The sequence below is a fragment of the Paenibacillus sp. FSL K6-1558 genome (assembly GCF_038002565.1).
In the GTDB taxonomy this organism is placed as follows: domain Bacteria; phylum Bacillota; class Bacilli; order Paenibacillales; family Paenibacillaceae; genus Paenibacillus; species Paenibacillus polysaccharolyticus.
Map to the genome: position 1 here is coordinate 5569122 of NZ_JBBOCV010000001.1, position 15633 is coordinate 5584754.

Annotated in this window: 13 protein-coding genes; 8 read left to right on the forward strand and 5 right to left on the reverse strand. The window is 43.1% G+C overall.

Annotated elements, in window-relative coordinates; genetic code table 11:
* Positions 1-83: 83 nt before the first annotated feature.
* Together MHI38_RS24075 and MHI38_RS24080 are read left to right on the forward strand one after the other, a co-directional pair.
* Entirely contained in the window at positions 84-659 is a 576-nt protein-coding gene (locus MHI38_RS24075) for a hypothetical protein (protein ID WP_341181789.1), read from the forward strand.
* 184 nt (positions 660-843) lie between these two features.
* The gene (locus MHI38_RS24080; RefSeq protein ID WP_154887170.1) at positions 844-2625 is read left to right on the forward strand and encodes an AAA family ATPase; all 1782 of its coding nucleotides are present in this window, start codon (positions 844-846) and stop codon (positions 2623-2625) included.
* 143 nt (positions 2626-2768) lie between these two features.
* On the opposite strand, the gene MHI38_RS24085 is transcribed toward MHI38_RS24080, so the two are convergent.
* Together MHI38_RS24085 and MHI38_RS24090 are read right to left on the reverse strand one after the other, a co-directional pair.
* Positions 2769-3806 carry a hypothetical protein gene (locus MHI38_RS24085; protein ID WP_154887168.1) on the reverse strand — a complete coding sequence of 346 codons (1038 nt, stop codon included), beginning with the start codon at positions 3804-3806 and terminating at the stop codon, positions 2769-2771.
* Between the two features lie 352 nt (positions 3807-4158).
* Entirely contained in the window at positions 4159-4407 is a 249-nt protein-coding gene (locus MHI38_RS24090) for a helix-turn-helix transcriptional regulator (protein WP_154887166.1), read from the reverse strand.
* A gap of 163 nt (positions 4408-4570) precedes the next feature.
* On the opposite strand from MHI38_RS24090, the gene MHI38_RS24095 reads away from it, so the two are divergent.
* Both MHI38_RS24095 and MHI38_RS24100 read left to right on the forward strand, forming a co-directional pair.
* On the forward strand, positions 4571-4759 hold the full coding sequence (locus tag MHI38_RS24095; protein ID WP_154887164.1) for an aspartyl-phosphate phosphatase Spo0E family protein: 189 nt from the start codon (positions 4571-4573) through the stop codon (positions 4757-4759).
* A 33-nt stretch (positions 4760-4792) separates the two neighbouring features.
* On the forward strand, positions 4793-5095 hold the full coding sequence (locus MHI38_RS24100) for a hypothetical protein (protein ID WP_154887162.1): 303 nt from the start codon (positions 4793-4795) through the stop codon (positions 5093-5095).
* A 135-nt stretch (positions 5096-5230) separates the two neighbouring features.
* Here MHI38_RS24100 and MHI38_RS24105 read toward each other — a convergent pair whose 3' ends face one another.
* Both MHI38_RS24105 and MHI38_RS24110 read right to left on the reverse strand, forming a co-directional pair.
* Entirely contained in the window at positions 5231-6910 is a 1680-nt protein-coding gene (locus MHI38_RS24105) for an ABC transporter substrate-binding protein (RefSeq protein ID WP_154887160.1), read from the reverse strand.
* Positions 6911-7033: 123 nt separating this feature from the next.
* The gene (locus MHI38_RS24110) at positions 7034-8641 is read right to left on the reverse strand and encodes a response regulator (RefSeq protein ID WP_154887158.1); all 1608 of its coding nucleotides are present in this window, start codon (positions 8639-8641) and stop codon (positions 7034-7036) included.
* A 381-nt stretch (positions 8642-9022) separates the two neighbouring features.
* Between MHI38_RS24110 and MHI38_RS24115 the strand changes: the two genes are divergently transcribed.
* Positions 9023-9967 (forward strand): alpha/beta fold hydrolase, encoded by a 945-nt coding sequence (locus MHI38_RS24115; protein WP_154887156.1) that lies wholly within the window; start codon positions 9023-9025, stop codon positions 9965-9967.
* Positions 9968-10169: 202 nt separating this feature from the next.
* On the opposite strand, the gene MHI38_RS24120 is transcribed toward MHI38_RS24115, so the two are convergent.
* Positions 10170-11981: a histidine kinase gene (locus MHI38_RS24120; protein ID WP_154887154.1), complete on the reverse strand. Its 1812-nt coding sequence runs from the start codon at positions 11979-11981 to the stop codon at positions 10170-10172.
* Between the two features lie 458 nt (positions 11982-12439).
* On the opposite strand from MHI38_RS24120, the gene MHI38_RS24125 reads away from it, so the two are divergent.
* The 3 genes from MHI38_RS24125 (at position 12440) to MHI38_RS24135 (ending at position 15477) form a co-directional block, all read left to right on the forward strand.
* A complete protein-coding gene (locus MHI38_RS24125) occupies positions 12440-13297 on the forward strand; it encodes an ABC transporter permease (RefSeq protein WP_186809594.1) in 858 nt (285 codons plus the stop codon).
* A gap of 19 nt (positions 13298-13316) precedes the next feature.
* The gene (locus MHI38_RS24130) at positions 13317-14189 is read left to right on the forward strand and encodes a carbohydrate ABC transporter permease (protein ID WP_090921935.1); all 873 of its coding nucleotides are present in this window, start codon (positions 13317-13319) and stop codon (positions 14187-14189) included.
* Positions 14190-15009: 820 nt separating this feature from the next.
* Entirely contained in the window at positions 15010-15477 is a 468-nt protein-coding gene (locus tag MHI38_RS24135; RefSeq protein WP_154887149.1) for a GNAT family N-acetyltransferase, read from the forward strand.
* Positions 15478-15633: the final 156 nt, after the last annotated feature.

The window sequence follows — 15633 nt, forward strand, 5'->3', positions numbered from 1 at the left end:
CCGGACACTCAGCATACGCTGAGTCGTGAATACAGGAACGTTAGCTGAAATCAACCAACTACAAATATTAAGGAGATTAGGAAATGGAAGATAACAGCTTGGAATGTGGTTTAACAATAAGTAATATGTCTCATGAATTATTCAATGATGCTTTATATTATAAAGAACAATCCGAAAGTTTCACTGATTTCTTTATTCAATGGAGATATAAGAGATCAGCTATTATAAGTTTTTGCGCCTCAGCAGAAGCTTGGATGAGTTCTTTAATTAAATGTAATTTAAAAGATAAAACTATAAGTCCAAGAGAGCAAGAAGTATTAGACTTTATTAATGATCATAATGCAAATATGCCTACTGGGTATAGCAATGTAAGAAAAAAACTTTATAATTTTATCCCAGCAGCAATAACTGGTTCCACAATAAATTGGAATAATAACTCTAATGAGATTTTTGAAAGATATATAGATCTAAGTAACATGCGAAATAATATAGTTCACTATGCTACAAGAAACGGCAGTGTAATAAGAAGTAATGAATTTTCAGAATTGCTAGATCAAGCAGCACAGATTATTGAAGACCTCTTTAATGAGTATGATATTTTGGGGAGCAAGATCGAAACTCCATCTTGGTTCAAAGAACGTAATTCTAAAGAAATTTAAGAACAGGTTGGAATATTCAAAGAAGGGTTGACATCATACTAACATAATATTCAAGCTGCGGCTCCTTCCTGAGCCTGGGTCTGCGCGAAGGATTCCGGTGAGGTATTTCAGCAGACAACCCCTTCGGGGTTCATGAATACGGGAACGTTATACGACTGAACGAATTAAAAGGAGAGGTTTGATTATGAGCTATATTAGAATCAAAAGTATTGGCGTCGAGAACTATAGATCATTCGGAAAAAGACAGACAATCATTTTCCCTGATCAAACTCATAAAAAACCTGTGGCTATCGTAGGATACAACAATTCGGGGAAAACAAACTTTCTCAATGCGATTTTATATGGAATTAGAGAGAAGAGTGTTAACAAAGATACATTTAACATTAATGATTTTCATAATCGTGATTACAATAATAAGCCTTCTATTGAAACTGAAATTTCAAGTAGCATAGAAGTTAAAGGAGACGGGCACGAAGCAGAGCTTAAAGGATTTCATTCATTACATATAAGCGTAGTTGACAATGAAATTGAAGATGTCAGTATCCGTTCCTTTCGTGATAAGGAGCAACAATCAAAAAATTCATACGCTTCAGGTGCAGCAAAGTATTTTAAAATTTTTTATGTGAATTTTCATGAAGTAAAAAAAGAATTGTCAACAAAAAAGACGAACTGGGGTAACCTTACTTCATTTTTAGCGAAACATATTAAGAAAATAGTTGAAAAAGATAAAAATATGGAAGGGAAAAGAAAAGTTTTCGAAGGAGAAGTTAAGGACTCAACCAATAAGGTGCTTGCAGATTCAAAGTTACATAGTTTTCTTGAGGATATAAGGTCTAATTATTCGAAAAATTTGAGAGACAGCAACTTTTTCATAAACTTTGGGTTGCCTGATTACGAGGATATTTTCTTAGATATGATATTCAAAATTGGTTTGAATGGAGATACTGAAAATCTTATCCCAATAGATCATTTCGGTGATGGATATATTTCTATGTTTGTTATGGCTATCATTCAAGCAATTGCTGAAAGTAACAAGAGCGATCAATGCCTCTTTTTATTTGAAGAACCTGAAAGCTTTTTGCATGAAAATCATCAAGAGTACTTTTATAAAACTGTTCTCTGTAACTTGGCGGAAAAAGGACATCAAGTTATATATAGCACTCATTCTGATAAAATGATAGATGCTTTTGACACAAGAGGGCTTATTCGCTTTGAATATAACGAAGAAGACAGCGAAACAATTTTGAAATACAACAATCCAAATGAAAGTATCGCAGATGATGGCCTAGAAGGCTTCTCATTGCACAAAATAGCTGACTTTAATAATTATATTAAAATGATTGAACCAAATCTGAATAAAATAGTGTTTAGTCAAAAAGTGATCCTAGTAGAAGGTCCAAATGACTTGTTGACTTATAAAGAGATTATAAAGAAATTAGTTTTTTCACTAACCAATGATGCTATGTATTCAGAAACATACCTGAACTTTAAAAATATCTCTATAATTCCTCATCACGGAAAAATTACGGCTAGATTTTTAATTAAGTTATGCAAACATCTTGGAGTAGACTTCTTTTGTATCAATGATTTTGACTTTAGGGAAAATTTCACTTCGGAGCTTTCATTTGATTCCCTTGAAGATTTGTATAAAAGCGAATTATATACCACAAAAATAGCAGAACTCAAAGCGTTTAATTCTAAAGGAGATCCTTTAAGTGAAGCAACAAAGCGAGGAATGATCACTACGAATTGGGGATTAATCAAAGAAGCTTCTCTCGAAAAGATACATTTTAATATTCCTAAATTAGAATCTGTTATTGGTTATGAATCTAATGATAAAAGCAGTTTAGGTATATGGACTAAACTTCAAGAAAAATCGAATTTCGGAGAAGAGATATTTCCAAGATCTCTGAAAAAATTTATTGGGATCGAAGCATTGGAACGAGTACATGCAAGTAAGAGTTAGATCATTTAGATATTTTGTAGTAAAACCTTAATGAAAAGAGAGCCGTTTGGCTCTCAATTAGAAGTTATATTTAATTCATTATGTAATTGAAGAGCATCTTTAAAACTTAAATCTTTAAAATTAAGTTAATCGCGAATTTAATGTTATATAAATTTTGATTCGTAATTTTCAATCCCTTTAGTGGATGGTCTGAATGTCACCTTATTATTTAAATTGTTTTCTTTTATCGCCAATCCTTGCTCAACTAAATACTCAAGTACTAGTTTCTTTTCTCTAGGAAGTTTGTGGAAGTCGTTTTTTCTAAATGAGTATTTGTATACTTGTTCGTAAAAGTAAGAATGTGTCATTTCTTCTAAAATTAAATCTCGCAAAACAGTTCTGTTTGCAATTGTAAGATATCCAACATCGTTTCCGTTCATTATTTCGTGAACAAGATTTTGTTCCGAAATAGACTGACTGTCTTCCCATATTTCTACTTCTTCGAAGAACTTGGAAATAACGTAATTTTGACCCTCTGGATCCTCATCTGTTATTTTAACTAAAAGGGTTTTTAAGAAAAACTTCTGACGTTCTTGATCCCCATTTAGATTAATAATCTCATCTAATTCATCAATTTCATACATGTGGGCTAATTTGTCTAAATTAAAATAATACTTAACAGATAACGCGTCATCAGGACTAGGGAGGTCTAACTTAAAACATAATTGCCATATTTGAAAGAGTAATATATCTTTCTTAAGTTCGTATTTTCTTTTTTTACTTGATATTAAATAATATGACTTTAATATGTTGCAAAACAAATCATTGTCAAGTGTTATTTCTCTAAACCCCCAATTATCATCATAAATATTACTATATTTTCTTTTGTAAAACGCTTCAGCTACTTCTGTATTAGTATATTGGAGATTATTCTCAATAAATTCAACAATTTTCTCCCTTTGTATATTTGGTGTTTTTCCTACATGAGTTAAATCACCTCTACGAAATGCAGTATGGCTTTCAAAATAGGTTTTTATAGCACCATATAGTGGAATATAGAATCTGCTTTTAAATTCCTTTTCTGATTTTCTTTTCTCCTTTCTTGAAATAATTAAGTGATTAAGTAGTTGTCCTCCAATGGCTCCAGTTATTAAAGTTGTAATTGTTCCCCAAATTTCGTTACTTAATATATTATGTAACATTCTTTACCTCCAAATTTTAGCAGGTGGGCTTAGCAGAAAAAGTTCATTTATAGGACTATATTTTATCATACAGCACTAGTATTCGATGTTTAATAAATACGAGTTAGAACAAGTTGGAATGCTCTTTAGTTATCAGGTTAAGTAGTAAGTGACTCTGTGTGATGAGTCTTTAAAAAGAATGGTCTGGGACTGAGGCAATAAGTATTAAGATAGCCTGTCTAGTGTTAAAAAGTCTGTTCTTATTGTATATAGAAATCGGATCGGAAAGCTGGTAAGAGAATCGATGTAATCCTGTTTATAATAATTACATTCGTCAAGGATTACTAAGATTTATCAACAAATCTTTTGAGATTCATTGTTCTTCCCCAAGCAAATGCCCCACTGAAACCTCCAAGGCTTTCGCAATCATCACCACTTCATAATCCTGAACAAGACGATATTGACCCTCCAGACGGGAAAGACTTGTCTGACTGATATCCAAACCAAAGGTTTGCAATCTTGCAAGGAACTCACGTTGTTTTATTCCTTTGCTTTTACGGATGGCTACGACTTTGGAGCCGATAATATTTTTATCGCCAGGTGGTTCTTGTCTATGCTTCATTATGTACACCCCTCATTTCAACCAAATTGTATGAGAAATAATGGTTGTTTTAATGCGGATATCGAATTAAAATAAAATAAACCGATAATCGCATTAAAAAGATTGTTAATGTCTAGTCTTAACAAGACATTATGCAATTCAGACCCATCAGAGAGGTGCATATATGAGCCGGTTGCTTGACTTATTGGAAGAGGAACGGCGCAAGCTTAATCAGCTTGGTGAGGCATCCTTGAAGCAAGCGATTCCGTTGTGGGACAATCCTGCGGTTCAGGAACAGAGCCGGAGGGTGGATGAACTGGTGGCACGAGTTAGTGAAACGAAGGCGAAACATAGTCGAGTGGTACGGCAATGAGTGAAATACATAATGTGTAAGGGAGGAGAAGCTATGGATTTTCCACCGTGGATGCAGCAAGCGATTCAAGCAAGGCTGAACGAGGTATCTGCCCGAATCGAGCATGATCCTGAACTTAATCGGGTACGCGGGGAAACAGACGAAGCGTTCGAAGCTTTGTTTGCTGGCAAAGATGTCGAACGTACACCTGAGTATGCTGAATGGGAGAATCGATACATTGTATGCAAAGGTATAGAGAATGAACGGTTGTACAAGCAGGGGCTACGAGATGGCATTCGACTCACTGTATCGTTGCTGAGTCAGTCGATGCCGGAGGAGAATGATACGAAGGCTTGATCCACTAAAGCGAACCCATAAGTCATGGGAGAGCGACCCCGATCTACCCCGATCTACACTTAAAAACCCGAGCCGAAGCGTGAATAAACGCTTCGGCTCGGGTTTTAATGCTTTACTTTTCCAAAAAACAAATCCTTACTTACCACTCACAGACTTGAACCAATCATTCACCTCTTGGGTGATTTGGTCGCCGCCGTTGGATTTCCAGTTAGCAACGAATTGATCAAATGCATCGATTGGCAGTTTGCCGTAGATGATTTTGTTGAAGGTTTCGAGCTCGGACTGACGGAGCAGGTTCCACTTGGATACCATGGTTGGTGTGGCTGCGCCTGTGAAATAGTTTTGTTTGCGGATGTCGATCTGGGACATCACGACTTTACCAGCATACCAGTTTTCCGGTTTGCGGAATTCAGCCATTTGTTTCTCGTAAGGTGTTTCAGGCTTCTCGCCGTTGGCGAGTTTCACGAGTGTTTTCATGTACAGATCCGGAATACGCGCCGGGCCGGTCAGGAACGGGAATTCGTTGGAGAAGTCTTTGATCTTCTCTTTGTCACTGGTCGGTTGACCGTCTACGACATCCCAGTCGTACCCTTTCGCAAAGCCGTACTCATACGGACTGCCTGCTTTAGGATTCGCGAGGTTTTCCAGCAGATAGTTGTAGTACAGGAAAATCGCTTCCGGGTGCTTCGCATCTTTGTTGATCATGATACTTGCATTGACGCCAGAGTTCTGCCATTTCGTACCGATCTTGCCGTCTGGGCCAGCCGGAACAGGGTAGGCTTTGTATTTCGCGCCAGGTACGTTCTTCAGCAGGTCTGGAGCAGGCCAGTCCGGTACCCAGTTTGCGCCAGGCAGGATGCCGGCTTTGCCAGCTGTCCAGCTCTCAGCGGATTTACCTTCGTCCCAAAGCGCGGAGTCGGCGTGGATATATCCTTTTTCCATCCATTCAGCCAGCTTGGCAAGGGCTTGTTTCGCACCCGGATTAACGGAGCCGTACTCCAGATTGCCGTTAGCGTCTTTGTTCCATTGCTCTTCAATTGTGCCGTATGCACCGAACAACCAGTCGAGTCCACCCATCCAGGTGTTGGTGTTGTTTTTGAGCGAGATTGCCAGCGGGAATACTTTGTCTGGAGACAGACCGTCCGGGTTCTCGTTTTTGAATTTGTCCATGATGTTCTCAAGGTCTGCGATGGTTTTTGGCGCTTGCAGGTTCAGCTTCTCCATCCAGTCTTCACGGAGCCAGAGCAGGGTATCGTCGTTATCCGTGTACTCCATGATGGGCATGTTGTACTTTTTGCCGTCTTTGGTGAACGGGTACCACAGCTCAGGATGTGCTGCCGCGTGCTCTTTCAGAATCGGGCTTGCATACTTCTCGAACAGCTCATCAATGGCGATGAATTGACCGGAGTCGATCAGCTGATTCGTCAGTACCGCGTTCGTTGGCACGGTTACGAAATCAGGCAGCTTCTCGCCGGACGCAATCGCCAGTTGCAGCTTCTGTCTGTATTGATCGTCAGTGGCCGGATACCACGTATCTTTGTGTTTCATGCCCAGCGTTTCGAGCATCCAACGGTCATGTACGTTGTTCTCTTTGGTATCGCCATGAGCGTATTTTTTCGGCATCAGCACGGAACTGAATTCGATGGGCGGGTCATATTTTCCTTTGGCAAACGCTGCTTCCGCTTCCGCAGAACCGACAGCCTCTTGTGTATCATTCGTGCCTTTCTCACTGGCTGACTCGCCACTGCCGCATGCAGTGATGGTGATGAGTGCGATAACCATGAGCAAGGACCACCATGCTTTGAATTTGATCATTGTTCAATCCCCCTACGATGTATGATCTTTACACTGTAACTGTACCAAGAGGAGCAGGAGGGCATCTATATGAGTTTGTTAGTTTCGATAGGACTCTCTTAGTGAAAGTGTAAAAACTTTGGTTTAATGCTGGTCTCGGTACTCTTGAGGTGTCACGCCAAATTGACGTTTGAACACTTTGATAAAATACGCCGGGTCCATATAGCCGATCTCCAAGCTGATCTCATATACTTTCTTGGTGGTTGTGACCAGCTTATGGCAGGCCCGATCCATGCGCAAACGCGCGATATATTCACTGATGCCCTCGCCAGTTTCGATCTTGTAAATTTTGGACAGATGCGTTGGATGCAGATTCACATGATCTGCAAGCACACGTAAAGATACATCCAGATGCAGGTTTTTATCGGTAAACTCCTGTATCTTCTTCACATACTCTGAACGTGTGTCTTTGACCTCGTTGGATGTGCCTTCCTTTAGCTTGGCGAGTACGCAGAGCGACCATTTGCGCAGTTTGCCTATGGTGGAGAAGACTTCGCCGCTCTGTAGCTGCTCGATCTCACTGCCCATGAGACCTGCCAGGGTGAGCTTGTTCCGATGAGCCAGGTTCGTGAAAGCTGCGGTGATGAGAAATCCGGCCTCCATACAGTGTTCCCACGATTCCGACCATTTTTCGTCCAGTTCGGCGCAGACGGCACGTATTTTTTCTTCGGCGGCATCCCATTGGCCGCTTTCCAGTAGCTGAATGAAGGTAGGCGGAGTGTACAGCACGTCCAACGGACCTTGTGCCGCAGGTGCTTCGACATCGGTCACCCGCATGACGAATTCACGCTCGTCCCCGACGATCTGGCGGAAATAGGCGGAAGCCTGACGGAAGCGATCGTAGATCTGTTCCGGGAAGGTGAACCACTCGGTCATAACAATGGAGAGGGAGCCTTTCAGAAACTGTTTTACTTTGGATTGAAGCTGAATGGACAGCTTCTCCAGAATGGTTTCTTTTCCAATATCGCCGCTTCGTTCCTTCAATTGCAGTAAAAATACGACATACCCGTGCTCTTCCTTCACACCCCACACTTGCATAAACTCACCCATAATCTCCTCCGCCATGTTGATGATGGCATATTCGATCAGGGTCTGATCATGGCTGTCGTACTGGCTGAACTCATTATCCATACGGACCAGCATCAGCGCCGCATCTCCGGTGCGGAAGGGCAGGTCATAGTTATCGAGCTTGCGCTCCCATTCGCTGGCGGAGAACCGATGTCCCTGTAAGGCTTCCAAAAGTAGGCGTCCACGCAAATGCGGTAAATTCTCGCGCAGGGTAAACTGCGTTCGCGATAGGGAGCTGACAAGCGCCCATTCATTGTTAAGCTGATCGATGGCTTTCTGTACAGCGCCGATCAGTTCGTCATCTGTTGGCGGTTTGAGCAGGTAGTCCACGGCTTCGTACTGGATGGCTTTCTTGGCATAGTCGAATTCGGAGTAGCCGGATAAGAGGATGCATTTTATTTTTTTGTCCCGGATGCGGATGCGTTCGATCAGTTCTATGCCTGTCATTTCCGGCATCTGAATGTCCGAGATCACGATATCAATCGGTTGAGTTTCAATGAGTTGCAGTGCTTCACGAGCGGAGTATGCCCGGTGAACCTGTTCGATCCCGAGCGTATGCCAAGGTTTGGTCATGGACAGGTTATCCACCCAGTGTGCTTCGTCGTCTACGATGATCATTTGCATGTTGCTTTGTCTCCTTGCTTGAGGGTTTACACGCTTCTAAGCTGACATGTGTTGCAAGCAGTATATCACACCACCATCCGCTTCTCTATGGAAACAGTTCCGGGCGCATATGCGCTTGAAAAAAAGATTGAATAATCAATATTTACGTATAGTAATCCGATATATAGGGTGAAATTACAATTGCTAAATTCCTCCTTAGAGAAGTAGGATGAATATGTAGGAACGTTCACTCAGCATGTGGCAACCTTGAAGCCGATGAGGAAATTCAGAAATACATAAAGACAAAGATGACGACGAAGAAGAAGAGAAAGAAGACTAAGAAAAAGAAGAAGAAAAAGAAGAAGAGAATGAAGAGAAAACGTATCATTACGGGGGGATTTTGTGAGTACGGCAAATCATTTTTATTTTAATTCGGATGAAGGAACTCGAATCCATGTGTATAACTGGCTACCTGCGAGTGACACTCAGGTCAAAGGAGTGGTGCAAATCTGTCACGGCATGGCGGAGACGGCGGCCCGGTATGAGCGTTTTGCACTGGAACTGAATCGGAATGGATACATCGTGTACATCCATGATCAGCGAGGGCATGGCAAGACGGCAGAGGTTTTAGAGAACTTGGGTCATCTGGCAGATAGCGACGGATTCGAGTGGATGGTGCATGATCTGTATAAACTGACTGGCATCATTAAGAAGAAGTATCCTGAACTCCCTCTATTTTTGATGGGGCATAGCATGGGTTCTTTCGTAACGCAACGGTATCTGATGCTCTATGGCGAAGAATTAGACGGCGTGATCCTGTCGGGTTCAACCTTGCATGTGCGTTTCATCCTTCATGTGGCTTCGTTGTTAACCGAAGAAGAGATTCGGCGCCGCGGCAGACGTGTACCAAGCCACCGGATGAACAAGCTGTCCTTTGGCAGCTACAACGATGCGTTTAAGCCTGTCCGCACCGAGTTTGATTGGCTCAGCCGGGATGCGGAAGAGGTGGATAAATATATCCGTGATCCGTTCTGTGGAACGGTATTTACAACAGGATTTTTCGCAGACTTTTTCACTGGACTCAAAAAGCTTGGGATCAAAAACAATCTGAATCTGGTGCGCAAAGACCTGCCAATTCATATCTTCGCTGGAGACAAGGACCCGGTAGGCAGCTTTGGCAAAGGCATTATCCGGCTGTACAACGCCTATAAACAGCAGGGCATCGACAATGTGACCTACAAGCTGTATCCGGGCGGGCGGCATGAGATGCTGAACGAAACGAACCGTGACGAAGTTACTGCGGATATAGTGAGTTGGTTGGATGAGCGGATGAGCAAGAAAATATAGACATAGTGCAAATGGAAAAAAGAAAGCAAGAAGATAGCAAAAAGTGTAGCAAAGAGGATAGAGAAAAGGATACGAAGAAGATACCAAGAAGAAAGAAAAAACGCCTTTACCGCCGCTACAATGAGCGGTTGGAAGGCGTTTTTAAGTACATACAATCGTTATGCGAGGCCCTTAAGGGATGATCAGGTCAATCTGTCTTTAATCATCCGCCTGAGTCGTTCCCAGGTTCCTTGTCAGCTTCTTCGCTCGGAATTTCCCAGACGATTTCGGTGCGGAAACCGCCGAGTGGGGATGGGCCGAACAACAGGTAGGAATGGTTACCAAAGGTGTGAATCATACGCTGATACGTATTCCAGAGACCGCATCCGACTTCCTCTTGTAACGGCTCCAGCATTTCTTGGTTCAACGCTTCGTACTGCTCCGGCGTGAGACCGGGGCCGTCGTCATCGATATAGATTTTGCCAAAGCCATTCACACTCTCCCCGGTAATACGAATCTCCCCGGAGGTATAAGATTTCCCAATCCCATGAATCACCGAGTTCTCAACCATTGGCTGAAGCATTAAACGTGGAACCGACTGGGCAAGCATATGCTCCGGAATATCGATGTGATATTCGATTCGGCCGTTGCGAAGCTTTTGAATATCCAGATAGTTAATGAGTAGCTTGATTTCTTCCTGCAATGAAGAGGTTTCGCGTTCCATCCGGGTGGTGTAGCGATAGTATGCACTCAGATTATGCGCCATAGATACCACGGCTTGCTCGTCCTTCATCTGCGCCATGTTGATGATATAACCGAGACAGTTATATAGAAAATGCGGGTTAATCTGCGCCTGGAGCTGCTTGAGCGTCGCTTCTCTGGCCCGGATTTTTTCCTGAAACACATTTTCGATCAGATCCTGAATCTGGTGGGACATGTCGTTGAAACGGTGGAACAAGAATGAAAACTCATTCTGGTTGTTGCTGTGCAAACGCACGGAGTAATCACCTTGTTGCACGCGGCGCAGACCCTTGATCAGTTTCTGGATGGGGTACTGCACATTGCGATACAGAAGGATGGATGCCGATATGCCCACAACAAGCAGCAAAATCATGCAGGCATAAAACAGATTCTGACTCAGCGAGATCGGCTCCAATATCTGATACAGCGGCACGACATCCACCAGATGCCAGTCCAGATACGTGGATTTGACGGTACTGACAAGATAGTTTTTGCCGCCCAGTTCCACGACATCTTGCGTTGTATCTTCAAGCGAGTGAGTATCCAGATAACGGATCAGGTCACCGGATAACTGCTTGTCCGCGGTGCGGTTTAGAATAGGAGTGTTGCCTTTGTGATAAAAGAATGGGTCACCCTGTCCACCTGCTTTGTACGTGTCGAGCATATTCTGAATGTTCTCATGGCTAAAGCTGGCTTCAATGACCAGATTGCTGCCTGTGAGCATACCTGGTTGTGCTAATGAATCCGTATAGAACCAGTAAAAGGATTGCATGGCGTCTTTCGAATCGGTGGAATGATCCCCGTAGGTCCATTGTCCGCTCATGTTTTTTTTCAGATACGCCTCATCATAACCCGTATCGCGTGTATAGTTCGCAATCACCTCTTTGTTCTGCTGGGAGTACACCGCGTAGCGGGTAGGCCAGAGATCGGTTACGCCTGTCTGCAGCGTCATTTTCTCCTGAATGATGTACCGCGTCTGCATCTGGTCATACTTATCCTGCCACAGGTTCAGACCGTTGAAGGCACGCACATTCGGATCACGCGAAAGAATCAGGCTGAAATCCATCATCTGATTGATGCGCGAATCGATCTGGCTAGACAGAAACGTGAGCTGCTTGGTGTTCGAGACCTGCAGTTCTTTGCTGACGACATCGTACGTAACGTTGTTCGAATAGGTGTACATGATCAGAATCGGGATGAACAAAATGATGATTAACAGATTGATTTTGGCAAAAAGGCTGAAGCGGGATCGGATTCCTTTTTGAAAAACGTTAAAGCGCTCCCATGTATACATAAAAAGTCTCCTCTATATTCACATCTAACTATATTGATGAACGTTTTTATTTACACATGTAACGGAGAGGACAGAAAAAACCTGGAAAAGCGAAGCGCTCGCCTTTATCACCGGATTTTCCCTTTAAGAAGGGAATCAAAAAAATCTGGGGATAACAGCGATTGAAAGGTTATTCTGTCATCGGAGTGGCTCGTGTATATAACACGATTAGTTCACCAATATAGATCAAACTAACAAAACCCTATCCACCCTAACAATGTTATATAGTCAGACTTCGGAATGGCTTGATACTATTTATATCAGAGAAGCCCAAGACACACAAAAACTTTTTTTGGGAACAGGAGAAGGATCATATGGAGGCTAAAATAGAGGGTCAACGGCTCCCGCAGGCGAATGCGGGCAACAAGCTGGAAAAAAAGAAGAAAAAACGTTACAAACAGCCGTGGATATTGCACTTCATGGTGCTGCCAGCGGCCATTATGGTCTTTATTTTTTCATATATTCCGATGTCAGGTATTCTAATGGCCTTTCAGGATTACAAGCCCGCGCTGGGCTTCAGTGGTTCGGAGTGGGTGGGGCTGAAGCATTTCGAGTATATGTGGACCAATGATTATTTCCTGCAAATTACGTGGAACACACTATTCTTTGCCTGCTCAAAGATCATCATGAACTTGATTATTCCGTTTATCTTTGCGCTATTGCTTAATGAGGTACGGAAGATGGCGTTGAAACGTACGATCCAGACATTAGTGTATCTGCCACACTTCTTGTCCTGGGTAACGCTGTCCGGTATTCTGATCGATATTCTGGCACAGACGGGCATATTGAATCAGTTTCTGGTGTCGGTGTTTGGCATCAAACCGATTTTCTTCCTCGGGGATGGGAACTGGTTCCGGTTCACCGTCATTATCAGTGATGTGTGGAAAGAGTTCGGTTTTAACACGATCATCTTCCTTGCTGCACTGGCGGGCATCAACCCGTCTCTGTATGAAGCAGCTGAAGTGGATGGGGCGGGGCGCTGGAAACAGACGATGTATATTACCATTCCGGCACTTATCCCCATCGGGATCGTTATTGCCACGCTGGCGCTGGGCAACGTGTTGAACGCCAACTTTGACCAAATCTTCAATCTGTACAGCCCATTAATCTATCAGCAAGCGGATATCATCGATACGTTTGTGTATCGCGAAGGGCTGCTGAGCGGACAGTTCAGCTTTGCAACGGCGGTCAATCTGTTCAAATCGGTCATCAGTCTGATCCTCATCGTGATCTCGTACCGACTGGCGTATCGTTTTGCCGGATACCGAATTTTCTAAGAAAGGATGATGATGAACCATGTATCATAAAACGTTACCTTATCGCATTTTCAGCATCTTCAACAATGTGTTTCTGACCATCCTTTCGGTGCTCTGCTTGCTGCCGCTGTATCACTTGCTGATGGTTTCACTCAGTTCGTCCGCCCCTGCGAATGCAGGGCTCGTGACATTCTGGCCAATTGGATTTACGTTCGAGGCGTACGCCAAGACGTTTGATAACTCCAACTTCTTGTCCTCGCTCTGGGTATCGGTGGAGCGGACGGTGCTGGGCACCGGGCTTGCACTCATCGTCAATACGCTTGCGGCGTATGCTCTGTCGAAGGAGACACGTGTGTTCCGCGCTCGTAATGTCTACTTGTGGTATTTTGTGATCACGATGCTGTTCAGTGGGGGGCTTATTCCGGGATATATCCTCATTCTGAAGCTGGGTCTGATGAACACGCTGTGGGCGCTGATTCTGCCGGGGCTGGTGGCGGTGTTCAACATCATTCTGTTGCTGAATTTCTTCCGTACGGTGCCGAAAGATTTGGAAGAGGCCGCATTTATCGATGGCGCAGGTCATTTCCAGTCATTTATCAAAATCTATCTGCCCGTGTCCGTGCCGGTTATTGCTACCGTGTCTCTGTTCATGATGGTGGGGCACTGGAATGCATATTTTGACGGGATCATCTACATCCGTGATTCGGAGAAGTTGCCTCTGGCGACATTTATGCAGACGATCATCGTGCAGGGCGATATGACCAAGATGGACCCGCAAGCGATTGCGAACCTGTCCCAGCGGACCATCAGGGCATCACAAATTTTCATCAGCGCACTGCCGATCCTGCTGGTGTATCCGTTCCTGCAACGTTACTTTGTAAGTGGGATTGTGGTCGGGGCCGTGAAGGAGTAGGGACTTAAGGCTGTAATTGGAATGGCGTTAATAACGATTGAGAAGTGAAATGCATGTGTAAATTTTTGTTTTCAAGTTATGTGAATGTAACGTGAAAAAGAAGCTGTCAAACTGGGGAAGGCCAGGGAGATAGCTTCTTTTTTGTAGTCTTTAACAGATCACCTTGTATTACGTTTCTTCATCCATATCTTTAAGCAACTATACACAGTTACGATGATGTTCAACAATAATACACCTAAGTATCCGTCCGTATATTGAGTTCGCTCAATCCACTTGTTCACCAGTTCTCCAGAAAGAGCTTGTTTTGCTAAGTAGTTATTAATATCATTCGGAAGAATCTCATTGATGTAAATGAGTGGGAACTCCATGCTATTGGGGGAGAAGGCTAGTGGTGGATAGAATTCGACCCATTTCTGACCTGTCCATCGATCAAACTTATACTTGAAGTCCGCGCTGGACTCAGATTCAAGATGGTCCCATCTCATAAAACCGAATAGCAGTAGAATACACAGTGTAAAAATGCTAATGAATATCTTTTTATTTTTCAAATGATCACATCCTTTTTGGCGCGAACTATATCTAGTTCAACCGATTGGGAAGACCCATTTGGTGCTAATAGGGCTTTACCGTTTTTATTTTATCAACACTATCAGTTCTCTGTAAGTATATTCCTTCATGTTCAACTAAATCTCTCCGGTTACCTTTATTTGAATAAAATGGTACGATAGGAAAAATAAAAAAAAGGAATACGAGATGAACATATATAAGCGCATGTATGGGGTAGCATCTACAATTCACTCTACGAGCAGGGGGAAAAGAAATGGAATTCAGAAAAATCTCTTGGGATAATTTTATTGAATGTATTGAACTCAAGGTTTCTCCGGATCAGCAGCAATTCATCTCTTCGAATCAGCATGCACTTGCAGAAGCGTACATAGCCTCGGATGAGGGGCAGATCATTATCACATTTGCAGTATACAAGGAAGAACGAATGGTCGGATTTATTTCGATGTATTATGACGATGGGGATGGAAATTTCGAATACAGCAGCTATGGCATTTTCAAAATGATGATTGACCATCGGTACCAAGGCCAGGGATACGGCAGAGAGATGGTAGAGAAAGCGATTGCGTATGCACGGTCAGCCCCGCGTGGGGAAGCTAAAGTGGTAGAGCTAACATATAAACCAGAGAATGTGGCTGCTAAGAAAATCTATGACTCGCTTGGTTTTCAACTTACTGGTGATGTATTGGCTTGTGGTGAGGTGCAGGCAGTGTTAACACTGTAATTGCCCATCTCCCACCATTCCTGCTATAATTCCCGTATATCGACTGCATTGGGGGTTATGACGTGGCAATAGGGATGATGCCGGATTGCTCGTTCGCTAGAAAGCCTTACGCAAAGCCTGAATAGGGGCGGACTTTGTGTAGGGCGCGACAACATG

Coding starts and splice junctions, on each gene's coding strand:
- MHI38_RS24075 (WP_341181789.1), top strand. CDS start 84: ATGGAAGATAACAGCTTGGAATGTGGTTTAACAATAAGTAATATGTCT.
- MHI38_RS24080 (WP_154887170.1), top strand. CDS start 844: ATGAGCTATATTAGAATCAAAAGTATTGGCGTCGAGAACTATAGATCA.
- MHI38_RS24085 (WP_154887168.1), bottom strand. CDS start 3,806: ATGTTACATAATATATTAAGTAACGAAATTTGGGGAACAATTACAACT.
- MHI38_RS24090 (WP_154887166.1), bottom strand. CDS start 4,407: ATGAAGCATAGACAAGAACCACCTGGCGATAAAAATATTATCGGCTCC.
- MHI38_RS24095 (WP_154887164.1), top strand. CDS start 4,571: ATGAGCCGGTTGCTTGACTTATTGGAAGAGGAACGGCGCAAGCTTAAT.
- MHI38_RS24100 (WP_154887162.1), top strand. CDS start 4,793: ATGGATTTTCCACCGTGGATGCAGCAAGCGATTCAAGCAAGGCTGAAC.
- MHI38_RS24105 (WP_154887160.1), bottom strand. CDS start 6,910: ATGATCAAATTCAAAGCATGGTGGTCCTTGCTCATGGTTATCGCACTC.
- MHI38_RS24110 (WP_154887158.1), bottom strand. CDS start 8,641: ATGCAAATGATCATCGTAGACGACGAAGCACACTGGGTGGATAACCTG.
- MHI38_RS24120 (WP_154887154.1), bottom strand. CDS start 11,981: ATGTATACATGGGAGCGCTTTAACGTTTTTCAAAAAGGAATCCGATCC.
- MHI38_RS24125 (WP_186809594.1), top strand. CDS start 12,440: ATGGTGCTGCCAGCGGCCATTATGGTCTTTATTTTTTCATATATTCCG.
- MHI38_RS24130 (WP_090921935.1), top strand. CDS start 13,317: ATGTATCATAAAACGTTACCTTATCGCATTTTCAGCATCTTCAACAAT.
- MHI38_RS24135 (WP_154887149.1), top strand. CDS start 15,010: ATGGAATTCAGAAAAATCTCTTGGGATAATTTTATTGAATGTATTGAA.